Here is an 18,637-nt window from a genome sequence, read left to right on the forward strand (position 1 = left end):
CGGCGGGGTTCGGTCAGGATTTCGAGTGTGCCGCGGCGGTGGCGAAGGCGCGGATCAGGGCGGTTTCGTGGCCGGGCCGCCAGGCGAGACGGTGCTCGAGCGGCGGGGCGTCGTTGAGGGGCAGATAGACGACGTCCGGGCGCGGGAAGTAACGCGTCGCGTGTTCGCCGACCACCAGTGCGCCCTGGCCCGCGCCCACCCTGGTCAGAATCTCTTCGTGGCTGTGCGCTTCCGGCGCGTAGGTGATCGGCCGGCCGGTGGGCGTGTGCTCCGGGACGCGGTGCTCGACCTGGGTCCCGGGCGGCCGGAACAGATCAATGGTCGCCAGATCCTCGTGGGTCGCCGCGGATCGCGCGGCGAGCGGATGGCGAGCCGGCACCGCGAGCATGCGTGCCTCGGTGATCAGCACCGGTCCGGTGCGGAATGCCGGATCGGTGATGGGGTGGCTGAGCAGCACCAGGTCGAAATGTTCGCTGCGCCAGTCCGCGCCGTCCCGGGCGGACAACTGGCGGATGTGCACGTCCACCCGGGGATTCAGGGCTCGGAAACGTTCGGCCACAGCCAGAATGAATCGGCCGGCCGGCGCGGCCTCGAAGCCGATGGTCAGCTCGCCTTCGACCTTGCGTCCCGCCTCGATCGCCCGCTGGAGGACGCGCTGCATCTCCATGCACACCGGGCCCATCTCGTCCAGCAGCCGCTGGCCGATGGGGGTCACCGTCACCCGTCGGCTGGTGCGCGCGAACAAGGTGGCCCCGACTCGGCGCTCCAGGGACTGGATGGTCCGGCTCAGCTTGCTCGGCGAGATCCGCAGCCGATCGGCCGCGCGCCCGAAGTGCAGCTCCTGAGCCAGCATGCGGAGCGCCTCCAATTCGCGCTTATCGATCGCGACATTCGGCAACGTTGCATCAGTCGCAACGGTGCTTGCCGTTTTGGTCGTTGTTCCGGAGACGGGCTGTAGCTGACTCTTTACTCCGGTAACCGTTTCGCGTTCTGGAGGAATTGTTCTGACCATGCTGATCCCAATCGCCTACGGCCTGGCCATATTCCTGGCCGTCTTGATCATGTTCATCGGGGTCCGGTTCCTCGTCGTCCCGCAGGCCGCGGCCAGCGGGTACGGGGTGCCCGCGAAGCCCGACGGGGATGCGGCCTATCTCACCATCAAGGGTGTGCGCGATTTCACCTCCGGCGTCATCGGATTGGCGCTGCTCGCGTTCGCGGACGCGCATGCCGTCGGCTGGTACATGCTGGCGGTGGCGTTGACGCCGCTCGCCGACACGGTCGTCGTACTGCGGCACGGCGGCACCAAGGCCGCGGCCTTCGGGATCCACTTCGCGACCGCTGTGATCGTCTTGATCAGCGCGGCACTGCTGTTCGCGGTCTGAGGCGGCGGCGATGCGAAAGATCTATTACGCCGCGCACACCTACATGATCGTGGGGCTGATCAGCGGGCTGTTCTACCGTGAGTTCACGGTGCTGAACGACTTCACCGGCGAGACCCGGCTGTCGATCGTGCACACACACCTGCTCGCTCTCGGCATGCTGTTCCATCTGATTCTGCTGGTGCTGGAGAAGTCGTTCCGGCTCACGGTGAGCAGGCTGTTCGAGTGGTCCTTCTGGGTGTACAACGCGGGTGTGACGCTGACCGTCACCATCCTGATCGTGCAGGGCATCAACCAGGTGCTCGGCAGCGAAACCGCTTCTGCCACAGCGGCGTTCGCCGGGCTCGGGCACATCGTCCTGACGGTGGGGTTGGTCCTGTTCTTCATCAACCTCGGCAAGCGCGTAGCCTACGCCTAGGAGCGTAGGCGGGCCGTCGCCGCCAGCCGGATTCGCCGCGTCCCCGGTGGCGCGAGGCTGGGACGCATGTGGAAATTGAACCGCCGCGCGCGGCAGGCAACGCTCATCGTTCACATCGTCGCCGCGGGTGCCTGGATCGGCATCGATGTCCTCGTCGCCGTGCTGGTCGTGGTCGGCCGCTTCGGTTCCGATCTGGAGACCAGAAGCCTTGCCTACCAGGCGCTCGGGGCGTTCGTGGTGTGGCCGATGCTGGTCTCCGGGCTGGTATGCCTGGCGACGGGTCTGCTGCTGGGGCTAGGCACCAAGTGGGGTCTGATCCGCTATTGGTGGGTGCTGGTCAAGCTGGTTCTCAACGTGGTGTTGTGCCTGCTGATCCTGGAGGCACTCCGTCCCGGAATGCCCGGGGTCGGACGCTATGGACGGGAATTGCTGACCGGCACCGCCGATCCGGCTGTGGTCTCGGACCTAGTCTTCCCGCCCGCGGTATCGCTGACCGCCCTCGCCATCGCCACTGTTCTCAGTGTCGCCAAACCCTGGGGGCGCGTCCGGCGCGCGGCACGCCCGCAGCACGAACGGTCCTTGACCTGAACTATTGTTCAGGTACCACGATGGTGGGTGACTTACAGAGGAGGTCACCATGGTTCATCATCGCAATGCTCTGGTCACCGGTGCGTCCGCGGGATTGGGGCTGGCGCTCAGCCGGGAACTCGTTCGTCGTGGATGGCGGGTGGTCGGCACCGGTCGCCGGGAGGATCGGCTCGCGGCGGCCGGAGCGGAGCTGGGTTCGGCGTTTCTGACCGTGGCCGGTGATGTAGCGGATCCGGTGCATCGGAAACGTCTGGCCGAAGTCACCGGAGCGCTCGGGCAGCTCGATCTCGTGGTGAACAACGCGAGTTCGCTGGGGGCGAGCCCACTGCCGCCGCTCGCCGAGTATCCGCTCGACCTGCTGGAGCAGGTCTATCGCACCAATGTCGTTGCGCCGCTGGCAGTTCTACGGTTCGCGCTGCCGCTGCTGCGGGCCGCCGGTGGCGTCGCGGTGAACATCAGCTCCGATGCGGGCGTCGAGCCCTATCCGGGCTGGGGCGGTTACGGCTCGTCCAAGGCGGCGCTCGACCAGCTGACCGCGATCCTGGCCGCCGAGCATCCGGATCTGTCGATCTACGCCTTCGATCCCGGTGACATGCGCACCGACATGCATCAAGCCGCGTTCCCCGGCGAGGACATCTCCGACCGTCCGACGCCGGAGACCGTGGTGCCCGCGCTGCTCCGTCTGATCGAGCAGCGTCCTAAGAGCGCCCGCTACACAAGCGCCGATTTCACCGAGGTGGTCCGATGACCATCGCGGTGGCCGAACGAGACTTTGTGCTGCCGCCGGAGCGGAACGCGACGCAACCGCCGGAAGCGCGAGGCCTCGCCCGCGACGAGGTGCGGCTGCTGGTGGCGCAGGACGGGTTGACGCACGCACGGTTCAACGAGCTCCCGCAGCACCTGCGGCCCGGTGACCTTGTGGTGGTGAACAATTCGGCGACGATGACCGCCGCGGTGGACGGGTCACTCGGTGGGCGGCCGGTCGCCGTGCACTTCTCGACCTGGCTGGACGACGGCCGGTGGGTGGTGGAAGTGCGCTCGCCGGAACGGATTCCGTTCCCGGCCGCGGATCTCGCGGCGGGCGCGACGCTGCGGTTGCCCGGCGGTGCTCGGGCCACCCTGCTCGAACCCTGGTTGCCACCGGCTCGGCGTTTGTGGATTACCGAGCCGACCGTCGACCCGCATCAGCTGATGCGGGCGCACGGGTACCCGATCACCTACTCGTATGTGCCGCAACGCTGGTCGGCCTCGTACTACACGACCGCCTTCGGTCGCATCCCCGGAAGCGCGGAAATGCCCAGTGCCGCAAGACCGTTCACCGATCGGCTGGTGCTCGATCTGCTCACCTCCGGCGTCGGCGTCGCACCGGTCACCCTGCACACCGGAGTGTCCTCACCGGAGACCGGCGAACCGCCGAGCCCGGAACGCTTCGCGGTCCCCGCCGCCACCGCCCGTCTCGTGAACGGCACGAAAGCCGCCGGCGGTCGCGTGATCGCGGTCGGCACCACGGTGACGCGCGCGCTGGAATCCGCCAGGGATCCGGCCGGTCACGTGCGACCCGCGCAAGGCTGGACGGAACTCGTCCTGGGCGCGAGTAATCCGGCCCGCGTCGTCGACGGCTTGATCACCGGCTGGCACGCGCCGGGCGCTTCGCACCTGGACCTACTGGTGGCAGTAGCGGGCGCGGGGGTGGTGTGCGACGCCTACGCGGCGGCCTTGGACACCGGCTATCTCTGGCACGAATTCGGCGACAGCGCACTCCTGCTGCGCTGACCGGCTACTAGACCGGCGTCAGCACCACCGACGCGGACTTCTGCGCTGGCAGCGGAACCTGCGTGCAATGCCCCGGATCGAGCTCACGGATCAGCGGCCTGGCCATGTACCCGTCGTACTCGGCGCGCACGGTCACCTTGACCTGCCCCACCGAACACACCTTGGACACCCACCGCGGCGACGAGAAATTCGCCGACCCGGCCTGGCAGTGATTGTCCCCGCCCTCGAAGAAGATCCGCGCGGTGCCATCCGGACACGGGGCCCCGGCCACCGCCTCCGGCACGAAAACGACCGATCCGAGCCCCATCGCGGCGATCACCGCGCTCCGAAGTGCCACCCGCCGTACTGAAATTTCCATCGTTACCTACCCGCTCGAAACTTTTCGCACCGCATCGCACACGGCAACTACTGCGCCCAGCATGCTAGTGCGACTTGCCCAGCTTGTCCGGACTTCGGTCGCGGCCGGCGCGGGCCTTGATGTCGCATCCTCGCGGCGGGCAGGCAAGGATGGCAGCGTGTTGCGGAGCTTTCAGGTGGAGAATCATCGGTCGCTGGCCGACCGGCAGGAACTGCGGCTGTATCGGGGGAGCGGGCCGGTGGCGGTGCCGGTGACCGCGGTGCACGGTGCGACTGCGGCGGGGAAGTCCAGCCTGCTCGGGGCGCTGGGGCAGATGCGGGACGCCGTGCTGCATTCGGTGACGGGCTGGGATCCCTATGCCGGGCCGGTGCGAGCGCCGCATCTCGGGTTTCCGGAGCGGGCAACGGAATTCGTCGCGTCGTTCGTGGCCGAAGGGGTGCCGTATACCTACGGATTCCGGCTGGACAACGCGGATGTCACCGCGGAGTGGTTGCATACCCATCCGCGCAACCGGAAGCGGATCGTGTTCGAGCGCACCGGGGATCAGATCAAGGTCGGGCCGATGTTCGAGGCGGCGCGGTACGGGATCGCCGCGCTGGTGCCGCTGGTCCGCCCGAACGCGCTGCTGCTCAGCCTGGCCGGGCAGATGTACGCCGAGGCGCTGGTGCCCGCCTACCGGTGGTTCTCCTCGCTGCTGGAGGTGCAGCTCGGCGCGCCGGAGCCGGAGCGGGTGGCGCATCGGCTGGGCGGGCACGTCTCCCGCTCCGCCGAGAACGCCGCGCGGCTGCTGCTGTTGCTTCGCACCGCGGACCTGGGCATCACGGATCTGCTTGTCGCCGAACACGATCCGCTGTACGCCGACTATCTGCGCGAGCTGGACGCCGACATCGCCGCGACCGCCGAACAGGTCGACCTCTGCGCCACCTCGCCCGGTCACGCCGAGAATCTTTTGCGGGCCAACGGGATCACCGCCTTGATGCTGGACCGCGAGCTCACCAACCTGCGGGCCGCGCGCGACGCGCTCTACTCCCGGATGGTCGACCGCCGCGGCGCGGGCCTGAACCTGGTGCACGAGGGCATCGAGACCCCGTTCGACATCACCGACGAATCCGCCGCCACGCTGGCACTGCTCCGGCTGCTCCCGACCATGCTGGACGCGCTCGACGCGGGCCGCGTCCTCGCAGTCGACGACCTGGGCGCGCACCTGCCCGCCGAGCAGACCGACCGCCTGATCCAGCTCTTCCAGAACCCCGAAACCAATTCCCGCGGCGCACAGCTGATCTACACCACCGGCAATCGAGCGCTGATCGAGCGCGGCAACGGCCGCTCGCAGCGCACCCGCACCGCGGTCTGGCAGGTCCGCCGCACCGAGCGCGGCACCAGCGAGCTCGCCGCGCTCTAGCCGCGCTGACTAGGATGAATGGCATGCTGCAGTTCGTTTTCCTCGTGGTCATGGTGGTCGCCCTGGCCGCCCTGGTGGTGCCGTTGCTGCGCCGGCGCGGGGCCTCGCGGATCGCGCAGCCGGAAAGCGGCTCGGTCTACGTCACCGGGATCAGCCCGCGCCCGCTGGAGGGCACCGAGGATTTCGTCACCATCACCGGCAATCTGAGCGGCCCCTCCGTCTCGGAGACGGTCGTCTACGGCCGCTGGGTGTGGGATGTGCAGCAGTGGCCCACGGTCGGCGAGTTCATCCCGGTCGTCTACCCGGCCGGAAAGCCGGACCGCTGGCAGCCGGTGCACCCCGGCGCCCGATCGCTGTGGGGGTAGCCGCGCGTCCAGTGCGGTTGCCGCTGCTGGCAGGATGCCAGGTATGGGTGCAAACGACTCCGCGGTCGTCATCCGGACGGCGAAACCGGATGAATTCGACGCGATCGGCGAGCTGACCGTCGAGGTCTATGTGGGCGAAGGGTACGTCCAGGCCGATAGCCTGTACGTCGCCGAACTGGGCGATACGCCCAAGCGCGCGGCCGCGGCGCAGATTCTGGTGGCGACGCACGAGGATCGAGTCGTCGGCTCGCTCACCGTCGCCCGGCCCGGCACCCCCTACGCCGAGATCGCCCGGCCGGGTGAGCTCGAGTTCCGGATGCTGGCGGTGTCGAAGAAGGCGCGCGGCCTCGGCGCGGGCACGGCCTTGATCGAGGCGGTGCTCGAGATCGCCGCCGCGGAATCCTTCGGAGCGGTCGCGATCACCACCATGCCCGCCATGGTCGACGCCCGCCGTCTGTACGACAGATTCGGTTTCGTGCCGGTTCCCGAACGCGACTGGCTCACCACCTCGGGTGAGCAACTACGCGTGCTCCGGCGTCAACTGCGCTGAGCGGCGACCTGATTCAGCCGAGCACGGTGGCGATGATCCCGGCCAGATAGCCGAGCCGAGCGATCTCCGACGGCCGGAAATCCGGCCCGCCCGGACGGCCGAGCATCAGGACCTTGCCGGTATTGCCGAGCGGCGCGGCCGCGAGTTTGGTGTCCATATCGCGCCAGATCTGCGGCACCCATTCGGCCTCGGGATCGAGCACGGCGGGCTTCTCCAGCGGCATCCACGGCGCGGAGGCCGCCTGCGTCTGCGGCGCGCTCTGGCTGCCGACCACCCGGTAGGCGCCCTGCGGGCCCATGTCGAGGATGGTGGACCAGCCGACGCGCAGCACGCGCGGAGCGCCGTCGACGAGCACCTGCATCCGGTCGTCGCGCGCACTGGCGACCTGATCGATCAGTTCGAGTTCGCGATGGGTGTCCAGCACGCCCGAGTACGGGCGGATCGAATCGACATGCACGTCACCGATGGATTCGGCGGCGGTGATGAGGGTGTCGGGCAGCGCGCCGGGCGGCACCTCCACGACGAGATCGTCGATCGCGAAGCCCGCTCCGCGCTCGACGACGTCGAGGGAGAGGATGTCGGCACCCACCGAACCCAGGGCGAGTGCCAGGGAGCCGAGGCTTCCCGGGCGATCCGGAAGTTGCACGCGGAGCAGATAAGACACGCGCGTTCCTTTCCTCTGGGCCGGCCGAGCCTGGTGTTCGGTTACCCGGGTCTGGCAATACTTACACCCCTGGGCGACGGTTATCGAGTCGAACAGCCGCCAGTGACCAACGCCACGCGGCGTTTTGGCGGCGCGGCGGCGTGTCACGTTAGGCGGTGTGGGTGTGTCGCTCCCGGCCGGGCTGCGGTGGGCGGCGCATCCCGGCGGGTCGGTAGGCTACCGTCTGGCCGATTCATCATGCTCACCATGCCGAAAGGGGTCCTGCGGTGCCCGCCATCTCCCGCGACGAGGTAGCTCACCTCGCCCGGCTGTCCCGGCTCGCGCTGTCCGATGCCGAACTGGATCAGTTCGCCGGTCAGCTGGATTCGATCCTGAGTCACGTACGGACCATCAACGAGGTCGCCGCCGCCGACGTCCCGCCCACCTCGTCGCCGAATCCGGCCACGAACGTGACCCGGCCCGATGAGGTCCGGCCGAGCCTGACTCCCGGGGAAGCGCTCTCGGGCGCGCCCGCGGTGGAGGAACAGCGGTTCATGGTTCCGCAGATCTTGGGAGAGGGCGAATGAGCGACCTGACCACGCGCACCGCGGCGGAACTCGCCGAGCAGATCCACGCTCGCGAGATCACCTCCGTCGAGGTGACACAGGCGCATCTGGATCGCATCGCCGAATCCGACGGTGAGATCCACGCTTTCCTGCATGTCGCCGGGGACCGGGCACTCGAAGCGGCGGCCCGGGTCGACGCCGATCTTGCCGCGGGCAAGGCGCCCGCCTCCGCGCTCGCCGGTGTCCCGCTGGCGCTCAAGGACGTGTTCACCACCACGGACATGCCCACCACCTGCGCCTCGAAGATCCTCGAGGGCTGGGTCTCGCCCTACGACGCGACCGTCACCACGCGACTGCGCGAGGCCGGCATCCCGATCCTCGGCAAGACCAATATGGACGAGTTCGCCATGGGCTCCTCCACCGAGAACTCGGCCTACGGCCCGACCCGTAACCCGTGGGACACCACCCGCATCCCGGGCGGCTCCGGCGGTGGTTCGGCGGCGGCGCTGGCCGCGCACCAGGCGCCGCTGGCCATCGGCACCGACACCGGCGGCTCGATCCGCCAGCCCGCCGCGGTCACCGCGACCGTCGGCACCAAGCCCACCTACGGCACGGTCTCCCGGTACGGCCTGGTCGCGTGCGCGTCCTCGCTGGATCAGGGCGGTCCGTGTGGCCGCACCGTGCTCGACACCGCGCTGCTGCACGAGGTCATCGCCGGGCACGACCCGCGCGACTCCACCTCGCGCAAGGCGCCGGTGCCGCCGGTGGTCGCCGCCGCGCGCGCGGGCGCCGAGGGCGATCTGCGCGGGCTCAAGGTCGGCGTGGTCAAGGAACTGCACTCCGACAGCTACCAGCCGGGCGTGCTCGAGTCCTTCGACGCCGCGGTCGCGGTGCTGAAGGAGCTCGGCGCCGAGGTCGTCGAAGTGTCCTGCCCGAACTTCGAATACGCGCTGTCGGCGTACTACCTGGTGATGCCCTCCGAGGTGTCGTCGAACCTGGCTCGCTTCGACGCGATGCGCTACGGCCTGCGCGTCGAGGACGATGGCAAGCACAGCGCGGACCAGGTGATGGCGGCTACTCGCGCCGCCGGTTTCGGCCCGGAAGTCAAGCGCCGCATCATGCTCGGCACCTACGCGCTTTCCGCCGGGTACTACGACGAGTACTACGGCCAGGCCCTGAAGGTGCGCACGCTGATCACCCGCGATTTCGACCAGGCCTACGAGCAGGTCGACGTGCTGGTCTCGCCGACCAGTCCGTTCACCCCGTGGAAGCTGGGCGAGAAGGTCGACGATCCGCTGGCCATGTACCTGTCGGACCTGTGCACCCTGCCCACCAACCTGGCCGGGCATCCGGCGATGTCGGTGCCGTCGGGGCTGAGCAAGGACGACGGAATGCCGGTCGGGTTCCAGATCATGGCGCCCGCGCTGGCCGACGATCGCCTGTACCGTGTCGGCGCGGCGTACGAAGCGGCACGCGGCCCGATCAACTGACAGCAGGCGGTGACGGGGTGGAACCGGAGGCCGGTTCCACCCCGTTCCGCTATGCGGGCCAGGTGAATTCGGGATCGGTCTGGTAGTCCAGACGGCGGGCGTCCAGTGCCATGGTGACCATCTGGTGCGCGCCGGGGCCCACGACCTTGCGGACCGGGGGATTGGACATCGCGACCAGTTCGAGGATGGCCGCGGCGGCGACCTCCGGTCCCGGTTCGGTGGACTCGGCGGCAGAGTCGGCTGCGGTGGAGTCGGCTCCGGCGGGCTCGGCTGGGGTGGAGTCGGCTTGCACGAGCGAGCCCCAGTAGTCCGGCATGCCGAAGAGGGCTTCGCGCTGCGCGGTGTAGGCGGGGAGCTCGGTGCCGAACTTCATGCTCGACTTGGCCCAGTCCGTGTCGAACCCGCCCATCTGGGCGAGGGTGACATGGATGCCGAACGGCCGCAGTTCGTCGGCGAGCGAGGCGCTGAAGCCTTCCAGCGCCCACTTGCTGGCGTTGTACAGGCTGAACAGCGGCAGGCTGCCGACCGCGCCGACCGTCGAGATCTGCACGATGTGACCGGAGCCCTGGGCCCGCAGATGTGGCACCGCCGCCTGGGAAACCCAGAGGGCGCCATAGAAGTTGGTGTCCATCTGGTCGCGGATCTCGGCCTCGGTGAGCTCCTCGACGGCGCCGACCAGGCCGTAGCCCGCGTTGTTGACGAGCACGTCGATGGTGCCCACCTTGTCGAAAGCGGCGTTCACCGTGTCGATTACGGTGGCCCGGTCGCGGACGTCCAACGGCAGCACGGTGAGCCGCTCGTGCTGGAGATCGTCCATGGTCTTGGGGTCGCGAGCGGTCGCGACGACCCGGTCGCCCTGGGCGAGGGCAGCGGTGGTGAATGCGCGGCCGAGGCCTCGGTTGGCTCCGGTGATGAACCAGGTGCGGGTCATGGTCACTCCTCTCGTCGCGAGACGGTCCGTCTCGTTGGAACGCTGCCAAGAATGCCAACCGGATCGAATCTTGTCAAGACGAGACGTGCCGTCTCGTTCTCGCGTACTGTGGCGGCATGCCCGCAACGCCCAGCGCAGCCCGTCGCAGCGAACGCGCCCGCGCCGCGATCTTGACTGCCGCGACTGAACTGATCCACGAACTGCCCTACGCGAAACTCACCGTCGAGGCGATCGCGGCCCGCGCCGGCGTCGGCAAGCAGACGATCTATCGATGGTGGCCGTCCAAAGGCGCGGTAGTTTTCGACGCCATGCTCGAACTCGACTCCGGCCCAGAAGGATTGGCGCTGCCGAACACCGGCGATATCCGCGCCGACCTGGTCGAGCTGATGCGCGGATCAGTCGCCGCGCTCACCGACCCCGGTTTCGAAGCGTTCCTGCGTGCGATCTACATCGAAATCCAGCACGACCCCGCACTCGGCGCGCTCTATCGCGAACGGCTACTCCGGCCACAACGCGCCGCCATCGCCGAACGCCTCACCGCCGCAATCGAATCCGGAGAACTCCGCCCAGACCTGAACCTGGAACTGGCACTGGACCTCCTCCTCGGCCCGATCCAGAGCCGCTGGTCCCTCGGCCTCGGCGGCCTCGACGAGGCCTACGCCGACGCCGCCCTCGACGCCGCCCTCACCGCCCTGCGCGCCTGACGCTTCCGCCGGCACCGGCTTCGCGCCTGACGTCCCTCGGCAACCGGTGTCACTCGGCACTCGCGAATCAGCGGGCGTGCAGCGATTCGGCTTGGCGTTGGACCGCGGCGGTCATGCCCTCGAAGCCGTCGCGCAGGTGTTTGCCGAGGACGGCGCGCACGACTGGGTTGAGCCAGCCGTTGAGCTCGAAATGGGATTCGTAGCGGGTGCGTTCAGGGGTCACGGCGGTGACGGTGTGGGTGCGGGCGCTGTGCAGGGTGCCGAGTGGGACCGGCTTCATGGTGTAGCTGAATTCGCGGCCGGGGGTGTGGCTGCGCATGTACTCGCGCTGGCGCAGGCGCTTGGGGCCGAGCTGGACGAGCATGTCGATCGGTTCGCCGGGGACCAGGCTGGTCTTCGCCTCCAGGCAGAAGGGGTTCCAGTCGCCGTAGTGCGCGAAGTCCGTGAGCACCTGCCACACCACGTCGGCGGGGGCGTCGATATAGACAGTGGCGTCGATGGTCAGTCCCATGCGAGAAAACTAGAACACGTTTCAGGATGCGTCAACGGTCAGCAGGTCCCGAGGGCGGTGCCCTGGTCGGCGCCGTAGCGGTGCCCGTGCCCGGCGGGCGCGTCGAGGGCCGCGAGCAGGTCGGCGGTGGTCTGGACGAAGCTCGCCACCGGAAGCCACCGCGGGACCGGGGCGTCCACGCGCGTCGCCGACAGATCCGGGGCGCGCCACAGCAGCGCCGGCGACCAATGCACGACCGGGTCGGAGCTGTTGGCCAGCACTGTCGCGCCCGCGCGGTACACCTGCCCGGCCGGTGGCCCTGCCCACAAGGCGGCGCAGGTGCGCCGGTCTTGATCGGCGTCGTCGGCGAAAATCGAGCTGCCGCCGTACGCGCCGAGGCTCTGCCCGTAGATGAACAACTTGCGGTGCCCGCCGAGCTCGGCGCTGCGCCGCTCCACGGCGGTGAACAGCGCGCGGGCCGCGGCGAGCGCGTCGTCGCGACCGAAGAGGAAGGTCACCCAGCTCGGCGCGTAGGAGTATTGCAGTCCGACGACCGCCGCATCGTCTCCGAACCGCTGCGCGAAACCGCGCATCGCATTCGCATCGATCCACCCCGATCCGGTCGGCACCGCGACAACGACGTTCGACCGGGCGAACCCGCCGGACCGCTCCAGTTCCCGGATCGCCAGCGCCACCCGAGCATCCAGATCAGGCGCCGACTCGACCCCGACGTACACCCGGACCGGCCCCTCGGCCTGACCGGTAACGAACTTGCGCCCCTCCGCCCCGAGTGAACCCCAGCTGACCACCGACTCGGTACTCCCGGACCGCGTGAACGAAACCGGCTGCACCAGAGCCGGATCCATCAGATGATTCGCCGCGGCATACGTGCTCTGCCGCCACCCGACGAAACTCGGCACCAGCACCAGATACCCAGCCGCCGCGGCCACCACGGTCAGCGCGACACTGCGCGCCAATCCCAATCGCCGCAGGACCCAGCGGAATCCACGCGCGATGCCCGCACACACCGCCACCAGCGCCGCCGCACCGAGCGCGCACCGCAGCCAGTAGTCCGCTCCGATCGGCGGCGTCCCCATCGCGGCCCGCAGCGAGTTCTGCCAATGCCCAGCCTGCGCCGCTGCACCCACAATCAGGAGCGCACTGATCGCGAACAGCGGACGACGCACACCCGGAAACCGCGTGTTGATATCGAACTGCCAGCGCCGCAGCACCATACGCAGCGCACCCGCCACAGCCAACACGATCACAATCAGCAGTGCGGTCAAGATGGCCTGTGCCCCAGGCGTCCTCGGCAGCAACCCCGGTGCCAGCGAAACCAGCGCGCCGATGCCGATCGCCGAGGTGGTCCCGATCCGCGGCGACCCGGTCAACACCCGCCGTGCAGTCCTCCGGATCCGCCGCGAGACTTCCGTTCCTCCACGCATGCGTATCGGTGCTTCTCCACCCTTGCGCATCAGTGTGACGGGCTCCGTGTCCTCCCGGCCGGAATCAGGTCGTTCGAGGGTGGTCGTCATCGCGAACTCTCCTGGAAGGTGCTGTAGGCCAGCGAAATCGGGTGCGGCACTTCGACCGGCAGGGTCTCGCCCTGTCGTCTTGGCAAGGTCTCGCTCAGTCCCGCCAGGCACTGCCCGGCCCGGCGTGCTTTGTCCGGGACCCAGGCAGCGGCCGTGGCACGGCAAGGGCGTCCGACGTGAAGGTCTGGATGGAGCCGGGATACAGCTGTCCGGCGGCTACCGCTGGCGGGGGCGGATGATGCCGAGTCCTGGCGGGGTTGCGGGGTCCTGATCATGCGGGCGCCCCAGCGACGACGACGGGGGTGAGCCGCTGGGTGCGCGGCCGTCCGCCGAACAGGCTGCGTGCCAGCGCGAGGAGGGCGGTGATGCCCAGCCCCGCCAGCGCGAAGATTCCGAAATGCCAGCTGTTGAGCCCGGATTCGGTGACCGGCGCGCCGTAGTCCTGGCGGCGGGAGTTCAGGTCGACGAAGGCGTCGGCGACGTCGGCCATGGTGAAGCACTCCGCGCGGCCGATCGCGGTGCCGCGGGTGGTGCAGCTTTCCTGCATGCGGCGGTCGAGGGTGGTGTCGATCGCCTGTCGGGCCCAGGGGCCGAGGGCTTCACCGCGGTGGTCGGCGTAGCGAAGCAGGTCGTAGCCGAGATCGTGGGCCCGGCAGGCGAGTTCGAATTCCGCAGGCAGCGGGACGGGGGAGGAGCAGCCGCCGCTCGGGTTGACCAGGAGGCCGCGCTCGGTGCCGGGCTGGTAGCCGAGGACAGTCGCGAAATCGGACGGGAGCTGGTCGGCCGAACCGGGTCCGCCGGCCGTGAGATCCACGACTGCCGCTGCCGCCGAGGCGTTTTCGACGCGCTGTTCGGTCGCGGCCGCCGCGTGGCTCATCGGGGCGAAGGCGACGGTCGCCGCCATCGTGGTCAGGGCGACGGCGGTCACCGCGGCGCACCGCTCCAGGGTGGTGCGGCGGGGGTTCGCGGGGGAGTTCTGCTCGGCCGCTGTGTCGGCGCCGGCCTGCCGTGCGGTGGTCGGGAAGCTCATGATCGGTAACGCTAGAAATCGGCTCCGCCCGCCCACCTCACGCCGAAGTGCGGTTTCGGGTGCCGTGCCTGCGGGGGAGCGGTCCGTAGGTCTCGCACCGGGGTACGGGGTCGGGGTTCACCCGACGGTATGACGCGATCCAGGCCGCGGGTTTCTACTGTCTTAGGTATGAAGCAGCAAATCCGTGCCCGGACGAAGACCTTGCCCCCGCGCCTGTTGTTCGACATCGGCAGCGTGGTCGTGGCACTGATCTTCTATACGATCGCGTGGCCGACGCTGCACCTCACCCATGTGGTCCCGGCCGCGGCCCAGCCGGGCGTGGCCGCGCTGGCCGCCTTCCCGGTGCTGTTCGTGCGGGTGAATCCGGCGCTCGGCTGGGCGATTTCCGCGGGTTCGGCGCTGCTCATCGCGTTGGCGATCCCGCATCAGCCCGGCAACGACATGCCGTTCCAGGTGGTGCACCTCTTGTCACTGCTCATCCTGCTGTTCGCGGTGGGGCTGCGGGCGCCGACGCAGTTGGTCGCGGTGGCGTGGGCGGGAACCGCGCTGCTGTTCGCCACCACCATGCCGGGCTCCGGCGCGGGCGCGGCGTGGGGCTGGCCGATCGGGCTGGCCGCGGTGGTGCTGGTGGGTCTGCTGGTCCGCTGGCTGGTCGCCTCCCGGACGCAGTTGCTGCGGCAGGAGGAAGCCAACGAACTGGAGCGGGCCCGCCGCACGATCCTCGAGGAGAAGGCCCGCATCGCCCGCGATCTGCACGACGTGGTCGCGCACCACATGTCGCTGGTGGTGGTGCAGGCACAGACCGCGCCGTACCGGGTCGAGGGTGTGACCCCGGCCGCCCGCGCGGAATTCGAGTCCATCGGCGCGACCGCGCGCGAGGCGCTGAACGAGATCCGCGGCATGCTCGGCGTGCTGCGCAGCGACGGTCAGCTGCCCGAAACCGCACCGCAGCCCAAGGCCGCCGACCTGCTCACCCTGTTCGAGGGCGCCCGCCGAGCGGGCGTCGACATCGACTGGACGGTCGAGGGCGACCTCAGCGTGGTCCCGGAAACCACCGGGCTGGCGCTGTACCGGATCGCGCAGGAATCGCTGTCCAACGCCTCTCGGCATGCGCCGGGCGCACCGGTGCGAGTCGAGCTGAGCAGCGGCTCGGACCTGATGCTGCGGGTCGGCAACGGCCCCGGCACCACCCCGGCCCGCCCGAGCAGCAATGGCGGCCACGGCATCGCGGGTATGCAGGCCCGCGCGCTGGCCGCCGGCGGCGAACTGCTCGCGGGCCCGCGCCCCGACGGCGGCTACCAAGTCGAGGCCCGCCTGCCGTTGAGCCCGGCACTGCTGAACACCCCTGATCTCGCGGTGGACGCGCCCCCGGTGAGCTAGGCCGCTGTCGTCCCCGCGTGCGCCGTACACGCGGGGACGACTCGGGCGGGTGCGCGGCTAAGGTGAGCGTGTGGCTATAACGGTTTTGATCGCCGACGACCAGGCGATGGTTCGCCAGGGATTCGGCGCCCTGCTCGCCGCGCAACCCGATATCAGCGTGATCGGGGACGCGCCGGACGGGAAGGCCGCGGTGGCGGAGGCCAAGCGGCTGCGCCCGGACGTGGTGCTGATGGATGTGCGGATGCCCGAGATGAACGGGCTCGACGCGGCGCGCGCGATCCTGGCGGCCGGATTCGATCCGCCGGTGCGGGTGCTGATGCTCACCACCTTCGACATCGATGACTACGTCTACGAGGCGCTGAGTTTGGGCGCGAGCGGATTCCTGCTCAAGGACGCGCCCGCCGAGGAATTGGTGCGCGCGGTGCGAGTGGTCGCGGAGGGGCAGGCGCTGCTCGCGCCGACCGTCACACGCCGCCTGATCGCCGACGTCACCAGCCGGCGCAACCACACGCGCGCGAAACCCACTCCCGCCCTTGCCTCATTGACGCCGCGCGAGCGTGAGGTGCTGGAGCTGATCGCCAAAGGCATGTCCAACACCGAGATCGCCGAGGCCCTGTTCGTGGCCGAGCAGACCGTGAAAACGCATGTCTCCAAGGTCTTCTCGAAGCTGGACCTGCGGGATCGGGCGCAGGCGGTGGTGCTCGCCTACGAATCCGGGCTGGTCACGCCGGGCTGAGCCCGCCTGCTACTCCGCACCGAGGCGGCACTATCATTTCGGGCACTTGCCTCCGCGCAGCTCACCCAGATGCCGGTCGAGCAGATCGGCGAGGGTGTCCAGCAGCGCTGTCGAGTCGTCGTAGGTGCCCGAATCGGCCTGCGCCGCAACGGCGATGGCGACCTGACCGGACTTGGTCGGCACCAGCCCGAACTGGCGCACGGTGTAGATGCCGGTTTCGTCGTCGGGACCCCAGCCGCCCTTGAACTCCACGTCGTCGAGTTTGCCCAGCCCCCAGCCCTGTTCGGGGGTGATCTCACCCATCAGCTTGGTGACCGTGTCGGTCTGGGCCAGGCAGGGCAGCTTCGAGGCGAACTTCACCTGATCGGTGAGCGTCCATTCGGTGGCGCCGAAGGCCGACAGGTCCAGCTGGGTGTGCGGTGCGGCGAGGTCGGTGTCGTCGGCGCCGGCTTCGTCGAGCACCTGCTGGACCGCCTTGGCCGCTTCCGCTCCGGCGCCCAGCGACGCCCAAAGGGCGTCCGCCGCACCGTTGTCCGACCAGGTGATGGCGGCTTCGACATCGCTGAGCACGCCTTCGGGGTCGTGGCGCAGTGCGGCGATGGCGAGCGGCACTTTGATGGTGGACCAGGCGATGCCGGTGGTCCAATCGCCGAGCACGGTCATCTTGCCGCCGCCGACCGGCATGATCGCCAGGCCGACCCGGCCACCCAAATCCGGTTGCAGCAGCGCGAATTCGGCGGTCAGCGATTCGGAGCGGGCGGCCGACCAGGCCGACCGCCACATCCCGTCGGTGGGCAGCACGACCTTCGCGGGCGCGGCTTCCATCTTGTGTTCGGGCATCAGGCCGCAGGACGTCAGAGCGAGTGCCGCGGCCGCGACGGCGATACCCCGCACCGCCATCCGGCTCGCGGGCATCGATCGAGCAGACTTCACTACCGTGTCCTCCCCACCACCACGGCATGATCATGACCTGGTGATGCAAACTACTGCGCACCCCGCCCGGTTGCCACCGGGCGGTAAGAACAGTTTCGCTGATATTCGGGCGGAATTCGAAATCAGGAGCTGGGCAGTCGCCTTGTAGGCTGACTTTCTGTCTTGACCGGAAGGGGGTCGCGTTGCTGAACAGCGGTGACGTGTTCGCCGGCTACACCGTGGAACGCCAGCTCGGGCAGGGTGGCATGGGTTCGGTGTACCTGGCCAGGCATCCGCGCCTACCCCGGCAGACCGCGCTGAAGCTGCTGAACCGAGACTTGTTCACCGACGCGGAAGTACGGGCCCGGTTCGAACGTGAGGCCGATCTGGCGGCCCATCTGGACCACCCGAACATCGTGGCCGTCTACGACCGCGGCTCCGAGGACGAGCAGCTGTGGATCGCCATGCAGTACGTCGACGGGGTGGACGCGGCGACCGTGCACCCCATGACGCTGCCGCCCGAACGCGCCGTGCAGATCATCGAAGGCGTGGCGGGCGCACTGGATTACGCGCACGGCATGGGCGTGCTGCACCGCGACGTGAAACCGGCCAACATCATGCTGGCCAAAGCCGGTGGCGGCCACGGGGAACGCGTGTTCCTCACCGATTTCGGAATCGCCCGGCTGCGTGAGGATTCCACGCATCTGACGCAGGCGGGCATGTTCACCGCCACCCTCGCCTACGCCTCCCCGGAGCAGATGACCGGCCGTCCGCTGGACCACCGCTCGGACCAGTATTCCCTGGGCTGCGCGCTGTATTGGCTGCTCACCGGCATCGGCCCGTTCGACGCCGACAACCCCGCCGACATCATCCGCGGCCACCTGCAAATGGCCCCGGTCCCCGTCTGCGTGCGAAGACCGGGCCTGAACCCGGCGCTGGACCAGGTACTGGCGGTCGCGATGGCCAAGCTGCCGGACCAGCGGTTCGGCTCGTGCGCCGAATTCGCCGCCGCGGCAAAGAAAGCCTTGAAGGCCCCGGTCCAGCAAGTCGCGCCCACCGTGACCGGCCCCCTCAATCCGCCCTTCATGCCGGGCTATCCGGTCTACCAGGGCGCTCCCCAGCCCGCACCCTTGCCGGTGCCGCCACTGCCCGCCGCGCCCCCGCCGCCGCCGAACTACGGTGTGCCGCACCCGATGTCGCCGCCACCCCGGCGCACGTCCAGCCTCGTCGGCTGGCTCGTCATCGCTTTGCTCGCCCTCCTGACCCTGATGATCCTGTTGCTGGTGGTCGCCTCCTACGGGCCTTTCGACAACCAGGGCAGCGGTATCGCACCCGGGGCGGACATCGTCGCCTGGGCTCAGGATCTGGGAAAGCCTCAGCAGTAAGG

At 69.1% G+C, this 18,637-nt stretch carries 22 protein-coding genes; 14 read left to right on the forward strand and 8 right to left on the reverse strand.

The features are described from left to right. Positions 1–13 precede the first annotated feature (13 nt). Complete coding sequence (locus AB0M14_RS10530) at positions 14–1,012, reverse strand: LysR family transcriptional regulator (RefSeq protein WP_364991977.1); 999 nt, start codon at positions 1,010–1,012, stop codon at positions 14–16. On the opposite strand from AB0M14_RS10530, the gene AB0M14_RS10535 reads away from it, so the two are divergent. The 5 genes from AB0M14_RS10535 to AB0M14_RS10555 all read left to right on the forward strand — a co-directional run bounded on the left by AB0M14_RS10535 (position 1,011) and on the right by AB0M14_RS10555 (position 4,158). After that, complete coding sequence (locus tag AB0M14_RS10535; protein ID WP_364991979.1) at positions 1,011–1,382, forward strand: DUF4267 domain-containing protein; 372 nt, start codon at positions 1,011–1,013, stop codon at positions 1,380–1,382. The genes AB0M14_RS10530 and AB0M14_RS10535 overlap by 2 nt on opposite strands. 10 nt (positions 1,383–1,392) lie before the next feature. Continuing rightward, complete coding sequence (locus AB0M14_RS10540) at positions 1,393–1,797, forward strand: DUF2871 domain-containing protein (protein WP_364991982.1); 405 nt, start codon at positions 1,393–1,395, stop codon at positions 1,795–1,797. A 66-nt stretch (positions 1,798–1,863) separates the two neighbouring features. Next, entirely contained in the window at positions 1,864–2,385 is a 522-nt protein-coding gene (locus AB0M14_RS10545) for a hypothetical protein (protein ID WP_364991984.1), read from the forward strand. Between the two features lie 49 nt (positions 2,386–2,434). Next, a complete protein-coding gene (locus AB0M14_RS10550) occupies positions 2,435–3,133 on the forward strand; it encodes an SDR family oxidoreductase (RefSeq protein ID WP_364991987.1) in 699 nt (232 codons plus the stop codon). Beyond that, on the forward strand, positions 3,130–4,158 hold the full coding sequence (locus AB0M14_RS10555; RefSeq protein ID WP_364991990.1) for an S-adenosylmethionine:tRNA ribosyltransferase-isomerase: 1,029 nt from the start codon (positions 3,130–3,132) through the stop codon (positions 4,156–4,158). The genes AB0M14_RS10550 and AB0M14_RS10555 overlap by 4 nt, the downstream gene beginning before the upstream one ends. Positions 4,159–4,165: 7 nt before the next feature. On the opposite strand, the gene AB0M14_RS10560 is transcribed toward AB0M14_RS10555, so the two are convergent. Beyond that, complete coding sequence (locus AB0M14_RS10560) at positions 4,166–4,495, reverse strand: hypothetical protein (protein ID WP_364991992.1); 330 nt, start codon at positions 4,493–4,495, stop codon at positions 4,166–4,168. Positions 4,496–4,673: 178 nt separating this feature from the next. Here AB0M14_RS10560 and AB0M14_RS10565 point away from each other — a divergent pair, with 178 nt between their 5' ends. From AB0M14_RS10565 to AB0M14_RS10575, 3 genes are read left to right on the forward strand one after another with little or no spacing between them, the layout of a single operon-like run. Then, a complete protein-coding gene (locus AB0M14_RS10565) occupies positions 4,674–5,918 on the forward strand; it encodes an AAA family ATPase (RefSeq protein WP_364991994.1) in 1,245 nt (414 codons plus the stop codon). Positions 5,919–5,941: 23 nt separating this feature from the next. After that, positions 5,942–6,283 (forward strand): hypothetical protein, encoded by a 342-nt coding sequence (locus AB0M14_RS10570; RefSeq protein WP_364991997.1) that lies wholly within the window; start codon positions 5,942–5,944, stop codon positions 6,281–6,283. Positions 6,284–6,326: 43 nt separating this feature from the next. Then, complete coding sequence (locus AB0M14_RS10575) at positions 6,327–6,833, forward strand: GNAT family N-acetyltransferase (RefSeq protein WP_364991999.1); 507 nt, start codon at positions 6,327–6,329, stop codon at positions 6,831–6,833. A 13-nt stretch (positions 6,834–6,846) separates the two neighbouring features. Here the strand turns inward: AB0M14_RS10575 and AB0M14_RS10580 are convergent, their stop codons facing one another. Continuing rightward, positions 6,847–7,497, reverse strand: a complete 651-nt coding sequence (locus AB0M14_RS10580) for an amino acid-binding protein (RefSeq protein WP_364992002.1) — start codon at positions 7,495–7,497, stop codon at positions 6,847–6,849. Positions 7,498–7,763: 266 nt separating this feature from the next. Between AB0M14_RS10580 and gatC the strand changes: the two genes are divergently transcribed. Together gatC and gatA are read left to right on the forward strand one after the other, a co-directional pair. After that, on the forward strand, positions 7,764–8,063 hold the full coding sequence (gene gatC / locus AB0M14_RS10585; protein ID WP_364992005.1) for an Asp-tRNA(Asn)/Glu-tRNA(Gln) amidotransferase subunit GatC: 300 nt from the start codon (positions 7,764–7,766) through the stop codon (positions 8,061–8,063). Continuing rightward, positions 8,060–9,532, forward strand: coding sequence for an Asp-tRNA(Asn)/Glu-tRNA(Gln) amidotransferase subunit GatA (gene gatA / locus AB0M14_RS10590; RefSeq protein ID WP_364992008.1), 1,473 nt, complete (start codon positions 8,060–8,062; stop codon positions 9,530–9,532). Before gatC ends, gatA begins: the two co-directional genes overlap by 4 nt. Positions 9,533–9,581: 49 nt before the next feature. On the opposite strand, the gene AB0M14_RS10595 is transcribed toward gatA, so the two are convergent. After that, positions 9,582–10,463: an SDR family NAD(P)-dependent oxidoreductase gene (locus AB0M14_RS10595; RefSeq protein WP_364992011.1), complete on the reverse strand. Its 882-nt coding sequence runs from the start codon at positions 10,461–10,463 to the stop codon at positions 9,582–9,584. 116 nt (positions 10,464–10,579) lie between these two features. Between AB0M14_RS10595 and AB0M14_RS10600 the strand changes: the two genes are divergently transcribed. Beyond that, positions 10,580–11,167 (forward strand): TetR/AcrR family transcriptional regulator, encoded by a 588-nt coding sequence (locus AB0M14_RS10600; RefSeq protein WP_364992014.1) that lies wholly within the window; start codon positions 10,580–10,582, stop codon positions 11,165–11,167. 67 nt (positions 11,168–11,234) lie between these two features. On the opposite strand, the gene AB0M14_RS10605 is transcribed toward AB0M14_RS10600, so the two are convergent. The 3 genes from AB0M14_RS10605 to AB0M14_RS10615 all read right to left on the reverse strand — a co-directional run bounded on the left by AB0M14_RS10605 (position 11,235) and on the right by AB0M14_RS10615 (position 14,222). Next, positions 11,235–11,678 (reverse strand): SRPBCC domain-containing protein, encoded by a 444-nt coding sequence (locus AB0M14_RS10605; protein WP_364992016.1) that lies wholly within the window; start codon positions 11,676–11,678, stop codon positions 11,235–11,237. A gap of 38 nt (positions 11,679–11,716) precedes the next feature. Next, complete coding sequence (locus AB0M14_RS10610; RefSeq protein ID WP_364992019.1) at positions 11,717–13,051, reverse strand: alpha/beta-hydrolase family protein; 1,335 nt, start codon at positions 13,049–13,051, stop codon at positions 11,717–11,719. Between the two features lie 412 nt (positions 13,052–13,463). Beyond that, complete coding sequence (locus tag AB0M14_RS10615) at positions 13,464–14,222, reverse strand: hypothetical protein (RefSeq protein ID WP_364992021.1); 759 nt, start codon at positions 14,220–14,222, stop codon at positions 13,464–13,466. Positions 14,223–14,390: 168 nt separating this feature from the next. Here AB0M14_RS10615 and AB0M14_RS10620 point away from each other — a divergent pair, with 168 nt between their 5' ends. Together AB0M14_RS10620 and AB0M14_RS10625 are read left to right on the forward strand one after the other, a co-directional pair. Beyond that, positions 14,391–15,602 (forward strand): histidine kinase, encoded by a 1,212-nt coding sequence (locus AB0M14_RS10620; RefSeq protein WP_364992024.1) that lies wholly within the window; start codon positions 14,391–14,393, stop codon positions 15,600–15,602. 70 nt (positions 15,603–15,672) lie between these two features. Beyond that, positions 15,673–16,338 (forward strand): response regulator transcription factor, encoded by a 666-nt coding sequence (locus tag AB0M14_RS10625; protein WP_194814781.1) that lies wholly within the window; start codon positions 15,673–15,675, stop codon positions 16,336–16,338. A 33-nt stretch (positions 16,339–16,371) separates the two neighbouring features. On the opposite strand, the gene AB0M14_RS10630 is transcribed toward AB0M14_RS10625, so the two are convergent. Beyond that, a complete protein-coding gene (locus tag AB0M14_RS10630) occupies positions 16,372–17,271 on the reverse strand; it encodes a hypothetical protein (protein ID WP_364992028.1) in 900 nt (299 codons plus the stop codon). Between the two features lie 182 nt (positions 17,272–17,453). Between AB0M14_RS10630 and AB0M14_RS10635 the strand changes: the two genes are divergently transcribed. Then, the gene (locus AB0M14_RS10635; protein ID WP_364992030.1) at positions 17,454–18,635 is read left to right on the forward strand and encodes a serine/threonine-protein kinase; all 1,182 of its coding nucleotides are present in this window, start codon (positions 17,454–17,456) and stop codon (positions 18,633–18,635) included. The last annotated feature ends 2 nt before the right edge of the window (positions 18,636–18,637 follow it).

Origin of the sequence: Nocardia sp. NPDC051832, from assembly GCF_040681285.1 — a bacterium.
Taxonomy (GTDB): domain Bacteria; phylum Actinomycetota; class Actinomycetes; order Mycobacteriales; family Mycobacteriaceae; genus Nocardia.